Raw genomic sequence first — 14,028 nt, forward strand, 5'->3', positions numbered from 1 at the left:
CTCCTTTTAGGCGGCCAGACCGACAGGCGTCTTCTGAAATGCGACAAAACCAGGCAACGCTTCGACCCTGGCCAACCAGTGGTGGATCTGCGGATAGCCACTCAGGTCGACATTGCCTTCGGGCGCGCTGGAGATATACGAGTAGAGCGCGACGTCGGCGATGGTGGCGTGTTCAGCCGCCAGCCATGGACGGGTCGACAGTTCTTGCTCCACCAGCGTCAGGATGGCGTGAGCGCGGCGAATTGCGTCGTCGGCATCAATCGGTGCGCCGAATACGGTCACCAGGCGGGCAGCGGCAGGGCCGCGTGCGATCTCGCCCGCAGCGACTGACAACCAGCGTTGTATTGCCGCCGCCGTTGCCGGGTTTTCCGGCAGCCAGTCGGTGCGTCCGAGTGACTTGGCCAGATAAATCAGGATGGCGTTGGAATCGCTGACGACGATATCGCCGTCTTGCAGTACGGGAACCTGGCCGAAGCGGTTGAGCTTGAGCAGTTCAGGGGATTTTTGCTCGCCCTTTTTCAGGTCGACCAGAACCAGTTCATGTTGCACGCCCAGCAACGAGAGAAACAGGTGGGCACGGTGTGAATGGCCGGACAGAGGGTGGTGGTAGAGTTTCATGGCAGCTCCAGGTGGGTTGTAGGAGTCGCCAGTTTTGCTGATAACGCAGATGAAGAGAATCGCCGCCCCAGACAATGGACTATTCCCCGTTTGAGAATAATCCCGTCATTTCGGCCTCCATTACTCTTTAGCAGGCCGTTCCCCGCGCAGTTCACCGACCGCAAGGTCAAGGAAGGCGCGTACCTTGCGCGCGGCGTGGCGGCCTTCATGTTGCACCACATGCACGGGCAGCGTTGGTGTTTCATGCTCGCGCAATACTTCGACCAGTCGTCCGTCCGAGAGGTGCGGCGCCACCATGTAAGACAGCACGCGCGTGATACCGAAACCGTCGAGCGCAGCGATGATGGCTTCATCGTTCGAGAGAACGGTCATGCGCGGCTGCACGCGTACGAGGGTGCTTGCATCGCCCTTCGTGAAGCGCCAGTCCGGTGACGTCGAGATGCCGTTTGACGATACGATCACGTGCTGTCTGAGATCATCCGGCGCCTGCGGCGTACCGTGCTTGCTCAGATAATCCGGCGAGGCGCACACCACCCGCCGCACTGTGCCGACCGGGATCGCCTGGTAACTGGAATCGGGCAGGTGGCCAATACGAACCGCCACATCAATGCCCTCGTCCATCATGTTGATGATGCGATCGGCAAAACGGCATTCGACTTCGGCCTCGGGATAGCGTCGCAGGTATTCCATCACGATGGGCGTGACATACATGCGGCCGAACAGCGCCGGCGCCGTCACTACCAGGCGACCGCGCACCGCGCCATGGGCGCCGGCGGCAAGGTCTTCCATTTCGGTGATATCGGCCAGCACACGGCGACAGTCTTCGGCATAGCGCGCGCCGACGTCGGTGACACGAACGATACGCGTGGTGCGTGTCAGCAAGCGCACGCCGATGGCTGTTTCCAGATCGCTGACGGCGCGCGTGACGACAGGTGGCGAGATGTTCATTTTCCTCGCAGCGGCGGCAAATCCGCCTTCATCAACCACGGCAAGAAAAATCGCCATCGACTCAAGTCGATCCATATTATTCCCGGTTTTGTAATGGCCAATTATGATTTCAGGGTATTCCGATTATGCCCGAGATCAGGGGCGCCACTCGTCTCCTCACTCTCATTCCGGCCCTAGGCAAGGTGAGCCAGGTAGAGCGTGTTTTACCGACGGTCAGTGAGAAACCGGATGCTTAATTTTGCAGCACAGTCAGTGGTCGCTGGCGCCATGCCAGCAGCGCACCGATCAGCAAGGCGGCCGCAGAGAACATCAGTCCTTGCTGCAAACCACCGCTGCGGTCGGCGATCCAGCCGACGATGCTTGGCCCGACGATCTGTCCGGCCGCAAACACGATCGTGAACGCACTGATGCCGACCGACCAGCTGGCCGGTGGCAGATTGTGCCGCACCAATGCAGTTGTCGACGCGACTGCGGAGAGAAACACGCCGCCGAACATCAGGCCGGAAATGAACACCGCCACCGGCGCCGCAGTCACCGCCGGCAATAGGGTGGCGATGCTCAGCAAGGCATTGAGGATGGCCAGCGATTCGCCGCCCCTGAATTTGTCCAGCATGCCGGCCCACAACCGCGACGACGCCATTACGGCGACACCCAGCAGCGTATAAAACAGCGTGATCATGCCGGCCGACATGCCTTGTTCTTTCAGCAATGCAATGACAAAAGTCATGTACCCGATATAGCCTAGTCCGAACATGAAATATCCGGTCAGGCCGAACGCCAGGCTGCGATAGCGGACATGTCCCGCACCGCGCGCCTGCGACGGCAGATCCGGAATGCGCAGCGCCGGAGGCGCCATGAAAACCGTCGCGATCAGGCTCAGGATGCCCATCGCCAGCCACGCCCATTGCCAGCTGTGCGCGACGCCGTAGACATTCGCAGCGGCAATCGTCAACGGCACCAGCCATGCGGAAATCACGATGCCGATACCGCTGCCGCCATAGAACACGCCTAGCAAGAATCCGGCACGTTGCGGATGCAGTGCCGCCAGGCGCGTCACCAGGATGCCACCGGTAATAAAAATGAATGCGCTGACCGCACCGGTCACGACACGCAAAAACAGCAAACTTGCCGTATCGATGAACAAGCCGGACAGGATGATGAAAAACGCTGTCGCCAGCGCCCCGCCGATCAGCATCTTGTGCGTGCCGAAGCGTCGTGCCAGCGGTGGCGTGGCGAGTGCGCCGAGCAGGTAGCCGAGCGCGTTGCCGGTGTTCATGCCACCGGCGATGAGGTAGGGCCAGCCGAGGTCGGTGCGCATTGGAGACAGCAATAGCGCATACGAGAAGCGCGCCACGCCGAGCGCGATTGCCGTACCCAGCGACAGCGCCAGTGCCGTCAGCAGCGGATGGCGCATGATGAAATCGTGGTGTGCAGGAGAAGTAGCGCGCGCCTGTTCGGTGGCCGCAGTCGGATCATGCATGGCTGGTCTTGTCTCTTGAGCATCGACGGTTGATTGCCGTCTGGTTTTTATAGTGCGCCGAAGGGGCGCGGTAGCAAAGTGGCAATGCAGACCGCGGCGCTGCTCAGAGTGTAGCGGATTGTGCCGACTCTTGTTGTCAGGCGTGCGCGGGTTCTGGGGAGGTTGCGTCGTCGCTGCATACGTGCAGGCAGGCATCGACCACGAGCGGCGCCAGGCGTGTGCCGCGCAAGCGTCGGATCTCCGTCAAGGCGGCGTCCATGCCGAGGCTCTTGCGATAGGGGCGGTCTTCGGACATGGATTCGACGATGTCGGCGACGGTCAGGATGCGTGACTCCAGCATGATCTGGTCGCCACGCAGGCCGCGCGGATAGCCGGAGCCGTCGAGATATTCGTGGTGGGCGTAGACGATGTCGGCAACCGGGTGCGTGAACGAGATGCGGCGCAGCACGTCGTAACTGGTCTGCACATGCGTCTTGATCAGTGTGAATTCCGCATCGGTGAGCCTGCCGGGTTTGTTGAGTATCTCCAGCGGAATGTTGACCTTGCCGATATCGTGTACCAGTGCCGCCAGATGCAATGCTTCGAGCCGGGGCGCGTCAAGCGCCAGATGACGGCCGATGCGCAAGGCCAGCGTGGCGACACGGTTTTCGTGTTGCGGCGTGTAGTCGTCAATCAGGTTTTGCAGCGAGAGCAGGGCATTGATTGCTTCGCGCTGAAGGATGTTGATTGACGTAGTTGGCGCAGGTGTCAATGAAAGTGGCGGCGTCGGTTCAGGTTGGTCGGTCAGATCAGGCATTCAAAAAACTAAAACGGTGTCGCACAAAAAATAATGCGGGCAAAAAACAATCGTCGCATCCGGATGAAACTGCCGGACCTTTTTCTATCTGCTGCCGTTTGAATTTGGCAGCGACTTGATGGTGCATTGACAGTAAAGCGACAGTGATTCAGCAGCGGTCTGGAAGCAATGTGGGGGGATGCGAGATAATGGCGGCTGCCAGAAGTTTAATCCTCTCTTGAATGCATGACAACCGACCTGACCAATTCCACTTCTGACAATGCCAGCCTCGGGACATTGGCGCTGCCTGTGCGATGGCGACAAGTCGCCATTCCGTTTTTCTTTTTTCTGTTGGGATTGTTGTACGCCAGCTGGGCCGCTCGCATTCCATCGATTCGCGACAACCTGCAATTGGACCCGGCCACACTGAGCCTGGTCTTGCTGTGCGGCGGTATCGGTGCGGTCGGCTCGTTTCCCCTGGCGGCATGGCTGAACGCGCATTATGGTCCACGCCGTACGACGTGGTATGCGGGGCTGGTCTTGCTGGTCACTTTGCCGCTGCTTGGCATTGCTCCCAACCTGATACTGCTCATGTTGTTCAGCGCGATGTATGGTGCGGCGTCGAGCTGCTTTGACGTCGCCATCAACGCCCTTGGCGCCGTCGCGGAAAAACAGGCCGGACGTTCCATCATGTCGCTCCTGCATGCCTGGTTCTGCGTCGGCACCTTCAGCGGCGCTTTGCTGGGCAGCGCTGTGGCTTCATTCGAGGTGGCGCCGTTCTGGCACTTCCTGGCATTGGCTCTACTGTTCCTTGTGCCATTACGCCTGGGGTATAAAGCCATGCCCAATGACCGGCCGGAGCCGAGCGCCGACAAAAAGATTTTTGCGATCCCGCATGGTCATCTGGTGGCGCTGGGACTGATCGGTTTTTGCGGTGCGATTGTCGAGGGATCGATTGCGGACTGGAGCGGTCTGTACATGAAAGATCACATGCAGGCAGGTGATGGCGGTGCGCCGCTGGCTTATGCAGCGTTCGCCGGCATGATGCTGCTGGCGCGCCTGGTTGGCGATCGCCTGAAAGAACGCTGGGGCGCCCGCAAGGTTGTTGGATTCGGTTCGTTGCTGGCGGCAGCCGGTGTGTTCGTCGCGGTGGCGGCAATCAATATGCCGATGGCGATTATCGGGTTTGCAGTGGCAGGCAGCGGTGTGGCGATGGTGTTTCCGTTTATCTTCAGCGCAGCCGGGCGACATGGCTCGATTGCGCTGGCCGGGGTGGCGACGCTGAGTTACAGCGGCGGCCTGATCGGGCCGCCGATAGTCGGTTTTCTGGCACACGGATTCGGCCTGCAAGCAGGATTGGCGTTCATTGGCGCGCTGTGTATTGCAGTGGCGTTGGCGGCCAGCCGCGCAGTGTGGCTGGAGTAAGTCCGAAATAGTCCGAATTGATTCTTACCGGTAGAAGGAGAGTTCGCACATGAAACAATATCTGGCAGTGATGACCACCGCGATGGTGGCCGTAATGGGGCTGGCGGCCTGTGCGGCGCAGCCGTCGACCGATACCACGGCAGGTCTGACAAGCGCGCAGTGGGAGCTGACCAACTGGCCGGGCCATGAGATTCCACACGGCGATAATGGCGAGCCGGTGATCCTGAATTTTCAGGACAATGGCAAAGAAGCCAGCGTCAGCGGCCGCGCATGGTGCAACCGATTTACCGCGCCCTATGTGCTGCGCGAAGGCAGCCGTTTAACGATAGGGCATGCTGCCGCCACGCGCATGGCATGCATGGGCAAGGCGATGGAGTTTGAGTCGGCTTTCCTCGACAAGCTGCAGGCGCTGGATCGTTACCAGATCGATGGCGACAGCCTGAAATTGTTTGCCGTCGACGGCGAAGTCATGACGCTGCAGGCCCGCAAGAAAGAGGCGGCGCCATCCTCCGGTGTCAGCGGCAAGTAGAACTCATACAAGTCATACCCTCGAACAAGGAAAGAGAAAAAGAAAATGCGCGACCTGGTTTTTTTGCCCGGCTTCATGTTGAACGCCTCCCTCTGGGATGACATGCGTAGCGATCTTGCCACGTTGGGCAGCCTGCATTTCGGTGATCTGGGGCAGGATGATTCCATTGCCGCGATGGCCGATCGCGTCCTGTCGGCGGCGCCGGAGAAGTTCGTGCTGTTCGGCTTTTCGATGGGCGGCTTTGTGGCGCAGGCGATTACCCTGAAAGCGCCGGAGCGTGTTCTTGGACTGGGCTTGCTCAATACCTCCTCGCGTCCGCAAAGCGAAAAGGAATCTGCCGGCACGCTGGCGCAGATCGCGCTGGCAGAGAAGACGCCTTTCAAGGGATTGACCTCGCGCGCACTGGCGTCGTCGTTGCATCCGGACCGTTCGACGGATCAGGGTTTGTTGCAACGTTTGCAAGCGATGGCGCTGGCCAACGGCAAGGAGGTTTTTCTGCGGCAGCTATCGACGCTGCGCGACGGCAGCTATGCCGACCTGCACCGCATCAAGAGCCCAACGCTGATCGTGGCGAGCGACGCCGATCGTCTGCGTACGGTGGAAGAATCGGAAGAAATGGCGCAGCGCATTCCCTCAGCGCGCTTTGAGATCGTGCGTGATTGCGGGCATATGACGCCGATGGAAAAGCCTGAGGAACTGTTCCGCATCATCCGCGATTGGATCGCGGCCTCGCGGTTGTAAAGCACGGTTTAAAGCACCAATGCAATACGCCGCTCGTAAGCGGCGTATTGTGGCATCGGCTGTATGTAGACGACCGGTTTCCGCCGGTCTGCGTCCTCACGTCAACGATGCAAGTGTCATTACCAGGTCTCTTGATTTTCTGTCAATGCGCGCTGTTCCCGCGCTGCTTCGAATCACATCAGTGCGCCTAGTGCGACTTATCGTAAGGATCATCCTTGCGAGGGGCTTCGCTGGCGCGTTTGCCACTGCCCTTGTTCATCTCATCAAGTCCGCCGCTGCCGCGCAGGTCGGTGTCTACCTGGCCTTCGCGGATGTCCTCATAAGCGCGGCGCATCTCCTTCTGATCCACATCGCTGCGCTGGCTATCGCCTGACTGATCATGCTCATGGGGGAGACGGGCTTTGTGTTCCGGTTTTGGATGGCGGTCTTTTCTGGTGCGGAGAAAGCTGGTCATAAAGTCCTCACGTGTATGTTGTCCGAACCAGTACGACATACAAGCGGGAAAGAAGTGCCGAAGAAGTGAAGTTAGTTACAAAGTCATTTGCAATCAATGATTTTGTCCGACAGAACCCGTCTGTCGGAGTCGGATCGGCGAGCGGGCCGGTCAGCCCACAAAGCCTTTCTGGTATTGGCGATCCGGCGATGTCTCACATCGTCGGCAACTACTTAAATGGCGAGGCGTTGACGCGCCGCAGCGTATTCTTTTTCCAGGCGATCCACCATTTCGGCCACCGTAGGCACGTCATCCATCAGACCCACCGCCTGGCCTGCGCCCCAGATATCGCGCCATGCTTTGGCTTTGGTGTCGCCGCCGGAACCGAAGTTCATCTTGGTCTTGTCCGCTTCCGGCAGATTGTCGGGGTCAAGCCCGGCATTGACGATGGACTTCTTCAGGTAGTTGCCGTGCACGCCGGTAAACAAGTTGGTGTAGACCACATCGGCAGCGGTCGAATCGACGATGGCCTGTCGATACTCGTCGGTGACGTTGGCCTCTTTTGTCGCGAGCCAGCGGGAACCGATATAAGCCAGATCCGCGCCCATGGCTTGTGCCGACAGGATGGCATCGCCCGTGGCGATGGCGCCCGACAGAATCAGCGGGCCTTTGAAGAACTTGCGCACCTCGCCCACCAGTGCAAACGGCGACAGCGCACCGGCATGCCCGCCGGCACCGGCCGCGACCAGAATCAGGCCGTCGACGCCGGCTTCCAATGCCTTCTGCGCATGGCGGATCGAAATCACGTCATGCAGCACGATGCCGCCATAGCTGTGGATGGCATCCAGCATTTCCTTCGGTGGTGCACGCAGGCTGGAGATGATGATCGGCACGCGATGCTTCACGCAGACTTCCACATCGTGGGCAAGGCGGTCATTGGACTGATGCACGATCTGGTTGACCGCGATCGGGCCAATGATGGCATCGGGGTGAGCCGCTTTGTATTCCGCCAGTTCTGTCTGCAATTGCGTCAGCCAGACGTCGAGTTGCTCAGCCGGCCGCGCGTTGAGTGCCGGGAAGGAGCCGACAATACCCGCCTTGCATTGGGCCGCTACCAGCGCAGGGCTGCTGGCGATGAACATCGGCGAAGCAATCACGGGCAAACGAAGGTTTTGCAGAATGGCAGGGATGGTGCGATTGGGCATGGCAGCGTCTCATCGTTGTAGGTAATCCGAAGATTATAGGATAAAAATATTACGATCGTGCTTTTTTGTGTTGTTGTCTCAAATGATTTTTGCCTTTGGTCGAACTTTTCATTTTGTAATCATGTTATTTTTTCTACAAGTCAGCCGATAAATACTTCTGCACTTACATGGCACATGACTTGCATCCATGTAAGCAGGCCAATCCTGGCTGAATCCAAGGTAATCTTTCCGAGGGGGGATATATGGATACCTTTCTGATCGTGGCCGCCATTGCCGGCGGACTTATCGGTGCTGCAGCTCTGCATAGCCGCTATTTGCAGGCACGTCTGAAACATATACGTACCCGTAGTCGCTATACGCACTGACACATACAGCAATAACAGCAACCAGAACAAAGTAGTAAAGATGACACAGGCATCGCCCGTGGGTGATGCTGTGTGGTCTTCAGCCGCTGTGCTTCCCCGGCGCCGATCAAGCTTTTTTCTTTGTAGAAATCAAGGAGGGTAGGTCACGGGCAAGTTGTTTACGTTGAAGCGAAGTTTTTTGCTGTTTTTTGTTGTGCTCGCCGTGTTGTCAATCTTGATGGCAGGTGCGTTGCAGCTGGTCTTGCGCGCGCAGAATGAGATCGAGAGATCCGGTGACGCCCGCTACAATTCCTTCAAGCTCGCCACGGAAGTCCGCAATACTTCTGAACGCTTGACGGCTGCAGTGCGCAGCTACGTTGTCACGGGAGACGCCAGGTACGAAGCGCTCTATTGGGAGATCGTTGCCATCGTCGACGGCAAGAAACCACGCCCGGACGGTCGCACCATTCCTCTTGTTGATCTGATGAAACAAGCCGGTTTTACCGAGCAGGAATTCGCCAAGCTCAACGAAGCGCAGTCGCTCTCCATCGGTCTCATCAAGACTGAAGAAGTCGCCATGCATGCCGTCAAGGGAGAATATGACGACGGCGCCGGGAAGTTCACCAAAAAGGATGAACCAAACCTGGAAACGGCGCGCAAACTGGTGCACGACGACGCTTATGAAAAGAAGAGCGCCGCCATCATGAAGCCGATTAACGAATTTCAGCAACTGCTCGATCAACGTACTTCCCGCGAGCTGGACAAGGCGCGCGCCGAAGGCAGGAAAGCTTATATCGTGGCGATTGCGATGTTGATCCTGATGCTCATCATTTCCGTGGCCGTGCTGTATGCACTTTACGTGCTGATCAAGAAGCAACTTGACCAAAGCCTCGACGCAGCAGAAAAACTGGCTACTGGCGACCTTACCGTCAAGCTCAATATTGAGCGCGACGATGAAATCGGCCGGCTCATGGCTGCCATCAACGGCATCGGTGAAGGTTTGGCGAGCGTTGTCGGCAATGTGCGCAGCGGCACCGAAACCATCAATGTCGCATCGAAAGAAATTGCCATCGGCAACGCCGATCTGTCCAGCCGTACCGAATCGCAAGCATCAGGGTTGGAAGAAACCGCCAGCTCGATGGAAGAACTGACTTCCACCGTGCGCCAGAACGCCGACAATGCGCGTCAGGCCAACTCGCTGGTGACGTCGGCGTCCGAACTTGCAATCAAGGGCGGTGAGGTAGTCGGCAATGTCGTGCAGACCATGGGATCGATCAAGGAAAGCTCCAGCAAGATCGTCGACATCATTAGTGTGATCGACGGGATCGCCTTCCAAACCAATATCCTTGCGTTGAACGCCGCGGTGGAAGCCGCCCGGGCCGGAGAGCAGGGCCGTGGGTTTGCAGTGGTGGCTTCTGAAGTGCGCAGTCTGGCACAGCGCTCTGCATCTGCCGCCAAGGAAATCAAGGAACTCATCGGCGACTCGGTCGGCAAGGTCGATGCCGGAGGAAAACTGGTCGACGAAGCCCGCGCAACGATGGGGGAGATCGTTACCTCGGTCAAGCACGTGGCCGACATCATGGGCGAAATTACAGCGGCGAGTCAGGAGCAAAGCGTCGGCATCGAAAGCGTCAATCGCGCCATTACGCAGATGGACGAAATCACGCAGCAAAATGCAGCGCTGGTGGAGCAGGCTGCGGCAGCCGCAGAGAGTCTGCAAGAACAGGCCGATCTGCTGACGGAGGCAGTCAGTGTATTCAAGCTGTCAAGCGGACATCACGGTGACGTGCGCGCGGTTGCTTCCGCAGCAGTGCCAAAGACATCAACAAAGCCAACAACGCCGGCATACAAGGCAGCGCCGGCATCGAAGTCATGGGCCGAACCCGCCAAGCCATCCGGACCGCCTAAATCTGTCAGCAAACCTGCACTTCCGGCGGCATCGCCGGCTGGCGAGAAGACCAAACCGGCAACCACCGACGAAAATTCCTGGGAAGAATTCTAGTCCGGCCTGACCAAACAAAAAGCGGCGTGACCGGAGATGGCCACGCCGCTTTTAATTTCAGACAACTCAAACCGCTCTTATCCTTTACGCTTTGCGGCGATGGCATTGCCGGCGCGACTGACCGCCTTGCGTCCCAGATGCTCCGAGATGAATTGCCCGGCATCGACGACGATGTCCAGATCAATGCCGGTTTCAATACCCAGACCTTGCATCATGTACAGCACGTCTTCGGAGGCAACGTTGCCGGTGGCGCCCTTGGCATAGGGACAGCCGCCCAGACCGGCGACGGACGAGTGATAAATCGTGATGCCGACTTCCAGGCTGGCGTAGATGTTGGCCAGCGCCTGACCGTAAGTATCATGGAAGTGGCCTGACAAACCAGCGATGTTGAATTCGCGAATCGCCGCCTGCATCACCGGGGCCACCTTGTTGGGTGTCGCTACGCCGATGGTGTCGGCGATGTCGATCTCATCGCAACCGAGATCGCGAAAACGGCCGACCACATCCGACACCGACGACAGCGCCACCTCGCCCTGATACGGGCAACCGAAGGCGCAGCTGACGGCGGCGCGCAGGCGGATCTTGTGTTCCTTGGCTGCTTGCGCGACCTCGCGGAAACGCTCGATCGATTCGGCAATCGAGCAGTTGATGTTCTTTTGCGAGAAAGCTTCCGACGCGGCACCAAAGATCACGACTTCGTCAGCACCGGCCGCCAGCGCCGCTTCAAAGCCCTTCATGTTTGGCGTCAGCGCTGAATAGATCACGCCGGGTTTGCGCGTGATGCCTTGCATGACTTCGCTGGAAGTCGCCATCTGCGGTACCCATTTCGGCGAAACGAAAGAGGCAGCTTCGACGTTGACGAAACCTGCCGAAGTCAGCCGGTTCACCAGTTCGATCTTGACTTCGGCGGAGATGGTTTCTTTCTCGTTTTGCAAGCCGTCGCGCGGACCGACTTCAACGATTTTGACTTTCTTGGGCAAGCTCATGGGGTGTCTCCTCTGCCTTGGCGGCTATGCATTTGAATATGGTTTTGATGATATCAGTTTGCCTGCGGGATGCTTTCAACCGGAGCGACGGGCGCCAAGGCGACATCGGCTACCGGCGCACCGGTCATCGCCTGCAATTGCTGCGCCGTCAGATTGAAAACGGCATGCGGATGTCCCGCCGCCGCCCACACGCTGTCGTAACGAAACAGATCCTGATCCAGCAGCATGACTGGTTTGACGGCGTGGCCGATCGGGCAAACGCCACCGATGACATAACCGGTTTTCTCACGCACAAATTTGGCGTCGGCCTTGCCCAGCGCACCGACTTGCGCTGCAACCTTGGCTTCATCGACGCGATTGCTGCCGCTGGCAATCACCAGCACCGGTGCATCGTCGGACAAGCGACGGAAGATGATCGACTTGGCAATCTCTGCCACGCTGCAGCCGAGGCCGGCAGCCGCTTCAGCCGAGGTGCGCCCGGCGCTGGGCAGCATGACCACCGGTTTGTCGTGTTCCAGCTCGCGCAACAGATTGGCGACGCGTTGTGCGGAATCGGGGAGTGCTTCGGCGTGCTGATGTTGTTCCATGCTCAATATCCTCTATTACGATCGACGAGCCCGACCACGCGTTCGCCACGATCCAGCGCCACCATCTTCTCTGCGATCTGCCGTGCAGCTTCGCTGTGCACGGTCAGCGCGGAAATATGCGGCGTGATGGCGATGCGCGGGTCTTGCCAGAACGGATGCTGCGGTGGCAGCGGCTCTTCCTGAAACACATCCAGCGTAGCACCGGCGATCTGGCCGCTTTCCAGCAACGGCGGCAGATCGGCCTCGACCAGATGGCCGCCGCGCGCCAGATTGACCAGATAGGCGCCGCGTGGCAGCTGCGACAAGGTCTCGCGATTGAGTATGCCGGCCGTGTCGGGTGTCAGCGGCAGCATGCAGATCAGTACACGCGCACCTTGCAGGAATGGGTTCAATTGTTCGCTGCCGGCATAGGTCTTCACTCCCGGCAATGTCTTCAGGCTGCGGCTCCAGCCGCTGACCTGAAAGCCGAAATGCTGCAGGCTTTCTGTAATGCGCTGTCCCAGCACGCCCAGACCCAGCACACCAATACCGAAGTCGCTGCGCTCGAAAGGCGGCAGCGGCTTCCATTCGCCGCGGCGCGAGAGCTGTTCATATTCATCGAGGCGACGGTAGTAGCGCAGCACGGCGTGCGTGGCGAATTCGGCCATCTGCTCTGCCATGCCGCCATCATCGATGCGGATGAGCGGCAGATTCTCCGGCACTACGTTCAATTGCAGGATTGCATCGACGCCTGCCCCGAGGTTGAAGACGGCCTTCAGTTCGGGGTGTCCTTGCAGCATCTCGAACGGTGGCTTCCACACGATGGCGTAATCGGCCGGTGCGTTGTCGCCGGATTGCCAGAGGCGAATCTCGGCATGCGGCATGGCGGAACGTAAATCGTGCAACCAGGCGTCCTGGCTGGCAATGTCGGCGGTCTGAAACAGGATACGCATCGCGTCGGAGAGAAGAGTGGAGTAAGCCGCTGATTTTACCTGCAACGCATCATCGCTGCCGTTGGCGTGTCTTGTCCCTGCCATCAACCCGCATTGTGCAGCGTGACGCCATCGCTGCTCGCTGCACCTGCCTTGATCAGTTGAGTGCTTGCCCAATCGGCCAGCGCATCGTCGCTGAGTTGGAAGTAACGGTGATTGCATCGCGCCAGCAAGGGGATGTCAGCCATCATCGACGCGACATCGTGCAAGGGAATCGCCTGTCTTTCCAGCAGCAAAAACTTGAGCATGACCTTGACGCTGTTCTGCGCATTACGCAGTGGATCGGCCTGTAAATAATCGAGGCGTGAATAAGCCGTTGCCAGCGCCTGCTTCACCTCTGTGAACGGCGCACCGTGGCCGGGAATCACCACGCGCACATCAAGCCCTGCAATCAGATCCAGCGTTGCGCGCGCTTCGGCAAAACCAGATTCTCCGTCAAGTTCGGGAAAAATCACGCCAAAGCCGTTTTGCCACAAGGCATCGGCGGAAATCAGGATGCCTTCCTGCGCGCAGTACAGAATCAATGAATGCGGATCATGACCGGGCGCGGCGAGAGCGGTCCATGCCAGATCACCAAGCGGCAAGGTGTCACCATCCTGCAAGGTGTCGTCGAAACGGAAGCGTGGACATTGCTGGCCGGTTTCCCTGTAGCTCAGCGCATCCTCATCCCAGCGCGCCACTTTGTCTGCCTCCGCATGCGGGATCGTTGTACGGCAACGATAACGCGCCTGCAAGGCGGCGTTGCCGCCGCAATGGTCGGAATGCAGATGCGTATTGATGACGCGATCAAGTTGCGGCGCACGGCCTTGTTCGTTCAGTACATGTTCGACCAGCGCCAGGGTTTGCGCAGCATGCGTGACATAACCGGTATCGACCAGCGCCGTCTCTTCCGCACCGAGAAACAAGACGTTGTTGGACGACAGCCAGCCGCGTTCAAGCACATATACGCTGGACGGCAAACCATAAGGACGGGGGCGCATGGAC

At 58.8% G+C, this 14,028-nt stretch carries 15 protein-coding genes; 5 read left to right on the top strand and 10 right to left on the bottom strand.

The genetic code is table 11. The features are described 5' to 3' along the window. Positions 1-6: 6 nt before the first annotated feature. The 4 genes from hmeg3_RS00510 to hmeg3_RS00525 all read right to left on the bottom strand — a co-directional run bounded on the left by hmeg3_RS00510 (position 7) and on the right by hmeg3_RS00525 (position 3,842). Complete coding sequence (locus hmeg3_RS00510) at positions 7-618, bottom strand: glutathione S-transferase family protein (RefSeq protein WP_094561981.1); 612 nt, start codon at positions 616-618, stop codon at positions 7-9. 120 nt (positions 619-738) lie between these two features. Continuing rightward, the gene (locus hmeg3_RS00515; RefSeq protein WP_094561982.1) at positions 739-1,641 is read right to left on the bottom strand and encodes a LysR family transcriptional regulator; all 903 of its coding nucleotides are present in this window, start codon (positions 1,639-1,641) and stop codon (positions 739-741) included. Between the two features lie 157 nt (positions 1,642-1,798). Beyond that, positions 1,799-3,046, bottom strand: a complete 1,248-nt coding sequence (locus hmeg3_RS00520) for a YbfB/YjiJ family MFS transporter (protein ID WP_094561983.1) — start codon at positions 3,044-3,046, stop codon at positions 1,799-1,801. A 136-nt stretch (positions 3,047-3,182) separates the two neighbouring features. Next, entirely contained in the window at positions 3,183-3,842 is a 660-nt protein-coding gene (locus hmeg3_RS00525; RefSeq protein WP_094561984.1) for an HD-GYP domain-containing protein, read from the bottom strand. A gap of 225 nt (positions 3,843-4,067) precedes the next feature. Here hmeg3_RS00525 and hmeg3_RS00530 point away from each other — a divergent pair, with 225 nt between their 5' ends. Genes hmeg3_RS00530 through hmeg3_RS00540 form a run of 3 tightly spaced genes read left to right on the top strand, consistent with a single transcriptional unit; the run spans position 4,068 to position 6,516 of the window. Continuing rightward, entirely contained in the window at positions 4,068-5,246 is a 1,179-nt protein-coding gene (locus tag hmeg3_RS00530; RefSeq protein WP_094561985.1) for an MFS transporter, read from the top strand. 49 nt (positions 5,247-5,295) lie between these two features. Beyond that, positions 5,296-5,775: an META domain-containing protein gene (locus hmeg3_RS00535; RefSeq protein ID WP_094561986.1), complete on the top strand. Its 480-nt coding sequence runs from the start codon at positions 5,296-5,298 to the stop codon at positions 5,773-5,775. Positions 5,776-5,820: 45 nt separating this feature from the next. Next, entirely contained in the window at positions 5,821-6,516 is a 696-nt protein-coding gene (locus tag hmeg3_RS00540) for an alpha/beta fold hydrolase (RefSeq protein WP_094561987.1), read from the top strand. 187 nt (positions 6,517-6,703) lie between these two features. Here hmeg3_RS00540 and hmeg3_RS00545 read toward each other — a convergent pair whose 3' ends face one another. Both hmeg3_RS00545 and hmeg3_RS00550 read right to left on the bottom strand, forming a co-directional pair. Continuing rightward, the gene (locus hmeg3_RS00545; protein WP_094561988.1) at positions 6,704-6,970 is read right to left on the bottom strand and encodes a hypothetical protein; all 267 of its coding nucleotides are present in this window, start codon (positions 6,968-6,970) and stop codon (positions 6,704-6,706) included. A 212-nt stretch (positions 6,971-7,182) separates the two neighbouring features. Next, entirely contained in the window at positions 7,183-8,154 is a 972-nt protein-coding gene (locus hmeg3_RS00550) for a nitronate monooxygenase family protein (RefSeq protein WP_094561989.1), read from the bottom strand. A gap of 242 nt (positions 8,155-8,396) precedes the next feature. Here hmeg3_RS00550 and hmeg3_RS25125 point away from each other — a divergent pair, with 242 nt between their 5' ends. After that, positions 8,397-8,519, top strand: a complete 123-nt coding sequence (locus hmeg3_RS25125) for a hypothetical protein (protein WP_255407534.1) — start codon at positions 8,397-8,399, stop codon at positions 8,517-8,519. A 178-nt stretch (positions 8,520-8,697) separates the two neighbouring features. Then, positions 8,698-10,500, top strand: a complete 1,803-nt coding sequence (locus hmeg3_RS00555) for a methyl-accepting chemotaxis protein (protein WP_369828852.1) — start codon at positions 8,698-8,700, stop codon at positions 10,498-10,500. Positions 10,501-10,577: 77 nt separating this feature from the next. Here hmeg3_RS00555 and hmeg3_RS00560 read toward each other — a convergent pair whose 3' ends face one another. The 4 genes from hmeg3_RS00560 to hmeg3_RS00575 all read right to left on the bottom strand — a co-directional run bounded on the left by hmeg3_RS00560 (position 10,578) and on the right by hmeg3_RS00575 (position 14,024). Continuing rightward, positions 10,578-11,486 carry a hydroxymethylglutaryl-CoA lyase gene (locus tag hmeg3_RS00560; RefSeq protein WP_094561990.1) on the bottom strand — a complete coding sequence of 303 codons (909 nt, stop codon included), beginning with the start codon at positions 11,484-11,486 and terminating at the stop codon, positions 10,578-10,580. A gap of 53 nt (positions 11,487-11,539) precedes the next feature. Continuing rightward, complete coding sequence (locus tag hmeg3_RS00565; protein ID WP_094561991.1) at positions 11,540-12,073, bottom strand: YbaK/EbsC family protein; 534 nt, start codon at positions 12,071-12,073, stop codon at positions 11,540-11,542. 2 nt (positions 12,074-12,075) lie between these two features. After that, positions 12,076-13,005: a glyoxylate/hydroxypyruvate reductase A gene (locus hmeg3_RS00570; protein WP_094561992.1), complete on the bottom strand. Its 930-nt coding sequence runs from the start codon at positions 13,003-13,005 to the stop codon at positions 12,076-12,078. 83 nt (positions 13,006-13,088) lie between these two features. Continuing rightward, on the bottom strand, positions 13,089-14,024 hold the full coding sequence (locus hmeg3_RS00575) for an MBL fold metallo-hydrolase (protein ID WP_094561993.1): 936 nt from the start codon (positions 14,022-14,024) through the stop codon (positions 13,089-13,091). Between the last annotated feature and the right edge of the window lie 4 nt (positions 14,025-14,028).

The sequence above is a fragment of the Herbaspirillum sp. meg3 genome (genome assembly GCF_002257565.1).
Taxonomy (GTDB): domain Bacteria; phylum Pseudomonadota; class Gammaproteobacteria; order Burkholderiales; family Burkholderiaceae_D; genus Herbaspirillum.

Excerpts from the sequence above, each read along its gene's own strand:
- hmeg3_RS00565 (WP_094561991.1), bottom strand. The coding sequence starts at position 12,073 with ATGGAACAACATCAGCACGCCGAAGCACTCCCCGATTCCGCACAACGC.
- hmeg3_RS00560 (WP_094561990.1), bottom strand. The coding sequence starts at position 11,486 with ATGAGCTTGCCCAAGAAAGTCAAAATCGTTGAAGTCGGTCCGCGCGAC.
- hmeg3_RS00530 (WP_094561985.1), top strand. The coding sequence starts at position 4,068 with ATGACAACCGACCTGACCAATTCCACTTCTGACAATGCCAGCCTCGGG.
- hmeg3_RS00535 (WP_094561986.1), top strand. The coding sequence starts at position 5,296 with ATGAAACAATATCTGGCAGTGATGACCACCGCGATGGTGGCCGTAATG.
- hmeg3_RS25125 (WP_255407534.1), top strand. The coding sequence starts at position 8,397 with ATGGATACCTTTCTGATCGTGGCCGCCATTGCCGGCGGACTTATCGGT.
- hmeg3_RS00540 (WP_094561987.1), top strand. The coding sequence starts at position 5,821 with ATGCGCGACCTGGTTTTTTTGCCCGGCTTCATGTTGAACGCCTCCCTC.
- hmeg3_RS00520 (WP_094561983.1), bottom strand. The coding sequence starts at position 3,046 with ATGCATGATCCGACTGCGGCCACCGAACAGGCGCGCGCTACTTCTCCT.
- hmeg3_RS00525 (WP_094561984.1), bottom strand. The coding sequence starts at position 3,842 with ATGCCTGATCTGACCGACCAACCTGAACCGACGCCGCCACTTTCATTG.
- hmeg3_RS00545 (WP_094561988.1), bottom strand. The coding sequence starts at position 6,970 with ATGACCAGCTTTCTCCGCACCAGAAAAGACCGCCATCCAAAACCGGAA.
- hmeg3_RS00510 (WP_094561981.1), bottom strand. The coding sequence starts at position 618 with ATGAAACTCTACCACCACCCTCTGTCCGGCCATTCACACCGTGCCCAC.
- hmeg3_RS00575 (WP_094561993.1), bottom strand. The coding sequence starts at position 14,024 with ATGCGCCCCCGTCCTTATGGTTTGCCGTCCAGCGTATATGTGCTTGAA.
- hmeg3_RS00550 (WP_094561989.1), bottom strand. The coding sequence starts at position 8,154 with ATGCCCAATCGCACCATCCCTGCCATTCTGCAAAACCTTCGTTTGCCC.
- hmeg3_RS00515 (WP_094561982.1), bottom strand. The coding sequence starts at position 1,641 with ATGGATCGACTTGAGTCGATGGCGATTTTTCTTGCCGTGGTTGATGAA.
- hmeg3_RS00570 (WP_094561992.1), bottom strand. The coding sequence starts at position 13,005 with ATGCGTATCCTGTTTCAGACCGCCGACATTGCCAGCCAGGACGCCTGG.